The following is a 629-nucleotide window of genomic DNA, read 5'->3' on the forward strand; positions in this document are numbered from 1 at the left end:
TCGGGGAGACGGGGGGGTCTTTTATGATGAGTCCCAAACCCACTGTCGCGCATGAAGACGGGATTTTTGAAAAATGGGGAACTGAAAAATTTTTCTGGAAAATTTGGCACTCGACAGGCGTCCCAGAGCCTTCGGCGCACGACACATGACTTTCGTAATAATTTTCTTGACTTTAATTGCATACCACTATTAGCCATGCTAATATAACATTATCCGCCCCATGACAGGGATCGTCGATGGGAAATGAAGACTTCTCTGGGGCGGATTCCCATTTAACCGCAAGGTGGTGGGATCACCGGGGGAGATGTGGAAACGCTGGACGGGTTACGTGGTGTCGCCCAACCAGAAACGCGGGTTCGACTCCTGCCTCCTCCATCACTTTTTTCAGTAGCTTTAAAGGACTATGGCGAAGCTGATCAATTCCGCGATATTGGCTGAGATCAAAAGCCTTTATCCCTACATGAAGATCACCCCCTTCACCTCGCAACAGGAGCGTTTTTTGACGCTTCTCCTTGAAGGGGCAACCGAAGCCGCCGCTGCCCGTGGCGCAGGTTATTCGTCTACTGCCGGTGCCCGTGGTTTCCTCGAAACCGATAAAGCCAAAGCTGTCCTCCAGTACTTCTCTGAAA

At 50.7% G+C, this 629-nt stretch carries 1 protein-coding gene; it reads left to right on the forward strand.

What is annotated here, in order from left to right; translation table 11 throughout:
* Positions 1-403 precede the first annotated feature (403 nt).
* Positions 404-629 (forward strand): hypothetical protein (locus tag ABD892_RS10140; RefSeq protein WP_345195505.1); only part of this gene is annotated, 226 nt, incomplete at its 3' end.

Origin of the sequence: Kistimonas scapharcae, from assembly GCF_039540975.1 — a bacterium.
GTDB classification, from domain to species: domain Bacteria; phylum Pseudomonadota; class Gammaproteobacteria; order Pseudomonadales; family Endozoicomonadaceae; genus Kistimonas; species Kistimonas scapharcae.